This is a genomic window from Streptomyces sp. NRRL WC-3549 (assembly GCF_000721935.1).
GTDB lineage: Bacteria > Actinomycetota > Actinomycetes > Streptomycetales > Streptomycetaceae > Streptomyces.
Window position 1 is genome coordinate 126,600 of sequence record NZ_KL585388.1, and the last position, 3,323, is coordinate 129,922.

The 3,323-nt window shown below is 71.3% G+C and carries 2 protein-coding genes and 1 pseudogene; all 3 read left to right on the forward strand.

Translation table 11 applies throughout. The annotated features are described in order from the left end of the window. The coding region (locus IH13_RS0107075; RefSeq protein WP_031082016.1) for a DUF6807 family protein at positions 1 to 339 on the forward strand (339 nt) is incomplete at its 5' end. Then, positions 336 to 1,860 (forward strand): annotated as a pseudogene (locus IH13_RS45510) (family 43 glycosylhydrolase). The gene IH13_RS0107075 and the pseudogene IH13_RS45510, both read left to right, overlap by 4 nt. A gap of 116 nt (positions 1,861 to 1,976) precedes the next feature. Beyond that, positions 1,977 to 3,311, forward strand: a complete 1,335-nt coding sequence (locus IH13_RS0107085; protein ID WP_031082018.1) for an ABC transporter substrate-binding protein — start codon at positions 1,977 to 1,979, stop codon at positions 3,309 to 3,311. Positions 3,312 to 3,323 lie beyond the last annotated feature (12 nt).

Consider the following 3,323-nt stretch of genomic DNA (forward strand, 5'->3'; position numbering starts at 1 on the left):
TTCTTCTGGCGCGCCCCCAAGGAGCCCGCCGCCCCCGCCGTGTTCACCGGGACCCTCGACGGCGAGGAGGCGGTGCACGGCGGGGCCGCCGACTGGCTGGCCCTGGCCGGCGACGGCTGGACCCTGGTCTTCGCCGGGGCGACCGAGGAGACCCGCCGCGACCCGTGGTTCGTGCGGACCACCGAGTACCCGGGGGTCGGCTCCTCCCTCGCCGCCGAGCGGTGGCTGCCCGTGCCCGCCGGAGCCACCGTCGTACGCCGGATCGTCACCGTCGTCGCCGACGGCCGGCTCGACCGGGACACCGCCGCCGCGTACGTCCGCGAGGCGGCCACGGCATGAACCTCCCCTGGACCGCCGACCTCGGCGACGGCACGTACCGCAACCCGGTGCTGAACGCCGACTGGTCCGACCCCGACGTGGTGACGGTGGGCGAGGACCACTACCTCACCGCCTCCAGCTTCGGCCGGTTCCCCGGGCTGCCCCTGCTGCACTCCCGCGACCTGGTCAACTGGACCCTGGCCGGCCACGCCCTGGCTGGAGCCCGCCAGCGACTTCGTCGTCCCCCGCCACGACCGCGGGGTCTGGGCGCCCTCGATACGTCACCACGCCGGGCGCTTCTGGATCTTCTGGGGCGACCCCGACCACGGCGTCCAGCAGGTCAACGCCGAGCACATCGAGGGGCCGTGGACCGCCCCGCACCTGGTCAAGGCGGGCAAAGGGCTCATCGACGCCTGCCCGCTGTGGGACGAGGAGACCGGTGACGCCTACCTCGTGCACGCCTGGGCGAAGTCCCGTTCCGGAATCAAGAACCGGCTGACCGGCCACCGGATGAGTCCCGACGGGCGCAGCCTGCTCGACGAGGGCACCACCCTGATCGACGCGGACACCCTCCCCGGCTGGTTCACCCTCGAAGGCCCCAAGCTCTACCGCCACGACGGCTGGTTCTGGATCCTCGCCCCGGCCGGAGGGGTGGAGACCGGCTGGCAGGGCGCCTTCCGCTCCCGCGACTTCTTCGGGCCGTACGAGGAACGCGTCGTCCTGGAACAGGGCGGTACCGCCGTCAACGGCCCCCACCAGGGCGGCTGGGTGCGGACCGCGGCCGGTGAGGACTGGTTCCTGCACTTCCAGGCCAAGGGCGCGTACGGCAGGGTCGTCCACCTCCAGCCGATGCGCTGGGACGAGGAGGGCTGGCCGGTCGTCGGGGACGCGGGAGAACCCGTCGCCGTCCACCGCAAGCCCGCCGCCCCCGGACAGCCCGTGACCGCTCCGGCCTGCGACGACGCCTTCCCCGGCGGCCGGTACGGGAAGCAGTGGCAGTGGACCGCCGACCCCCGGCCCGGGTGGACCGCCGCACACCCCGGCCAAGGACTGCGGCTCACCTGCGTACCGACCGCGTACGCCCACGATCTGCGGGTCCTGCCGAACGTCCTGGTCCAGCGGCTGCCGGCCGAGGAGTTCACCGTCGAGGTGGACCTCGCCCTGCACAGCGACGTGCCCGGCGCCAACGCCGGACTGGCCGTGCTGGGCGACGCCTTCAGCTGGATCGGGCTGGAGACGGGAGCCGACGGCGGCGCCCTGCTCGTGCACCGTTACGCCGAAGGGGTCGCCGAGCACGAACGCGACGCGGCGCACCCCCGGCCCGCCCCCGGCGGGAAGGCGACGCTCCGCATCGAGGTCACCGCGGGCGCCCGCTGCCGCTTCCACGCCGACACCGGCGACGGCTTCCGGCCCTCGGGCCAGGTCTTCGCCGCCGTGCCGTGGCGCTGGGTGGGCGCGCTGCTGGGCCTGTTCGCCACCGCACCGGCCGGGACGGGACCCGCCGGAACCGCACACCTCACCGCCTTCCGTACCGGCACCTGAGCGCACCACCACAGACCGCCCCCCACGGCACGGACGCACCGAACAGCACCACGGACACACCCGCGACACGCGACACCAGCGATTCGACCGACAGAACCGAGAGAGAAGAGCCGACGATGACCATCTCGAAGACGCAGCGGGGGCGTGCCGCGGCCGCGGTGTCCCTCACGGCGGTACTCGCCCTGACGGCGACCGCGTGCGGTGACGACGGCAGCAGCTCCGGCGGCGACGGCAGTGGCAAGGGCGAGATCACCTTCTGGGACAACAACGGCGGCCCGCGCACCGCCATCTGGACCGAGATCATCAAGGACTTCGAGAAGAAGTACCCGGACATCAAGGTCAAGTACGTCCCGATCCCGATCGCCGACGTCCAGTCCAAGTACGACACGGCCATCGCGGGCGGCGGGCTGCCCGACGTCGGCGGTGTCGGCACCGCCTACCTCGCCAACATGGTGTCGCAGGAAGCCCTCGAACCGCTCAACGAGCGGCTGGAGGACTCTCCGCTCAAGGGCGAGCTCGTCGACAACATGGTGCAGAGCGTCACGGCCGCGGCCGGCCGGGGCGACGACATGTACTCCATACCGACCTCCGCCAACAACGGCGTCCTGTGGTACCGGACGGACCTCTTCGAGGCGGCGGGGCTGGACGCACCCAGCACCTGGCCCAAGTTCTACGAGGCCGCGGAGAAGCTCACCGACGCGAAGAACAACAAGTTCGGCTACACCATCCGCGGCGGCGCGGGCTCCATCGCCCAGGCCCTCGACGCGATCTACGGCCAGAGCGGTATCACCTCGTTCTGGGACGGCGACAAGACGACGCTCAACGACCCCGAGAACGTCGAGGCGCTGGAGAAGTACGCGGCCCTCTTCAAGAAGACGACGCCGGCCGCCGACGTCAACAACGACTTCACCAAGATGGTCGCCCAGTGGGACACCGGCACCATCGGCATGCTCAGCCACAACCTCGGCTCCCAGCAGGACCACCAGAAGGCGCTGGGCGAGGGGAAGTTCGCCGGTATCCCCGCCCCCATCGGGGAGAGCGGCACCCGCGTCCAGGTCTCCAACCCCGTCGACGGGCTCGGGCTCTTCCGGACCGGCAAGAACAAGAACGCGGCCTGGAAGTTCATCGAGTTCGCCGCCTCCCACGAGTCCAACAGCAAGTGGAACGAGTCCGCGGGCGCCATCCCGGCCAACACCGAGGCCGCCAAGGACCCGTGGATCAACGAGACCGAGGCCACCGCCCTGGCCGCCAAGGCCCTCACCGACGGCTCCACCAAGATCGTGGACCTGCCGTACTACCTGCCCGACTGGAACAACATCAGCAAGGCCGACAACGAGCCGGAGTTCCAGAAGGTGCTGCTCGGCAAGACCACGGCCAAGGCGTTCCTGGACAAGATGGCCGGTGAGCTCAACGAGGCCAACAAGGAGTGGCAGGCGCTGGGCAACGGCTGACCCGTCCCCGCC

Excerpts from the sequence above, each read along its gene's own strand:
- IH13_RS0107085 (WP_031082018.1), top strand. The coding sequence starts at position 1,977 with ATGACCATCTCGAAGACGCAGCGGGGGCGTGCCGCGGCCGCGGTGTCC.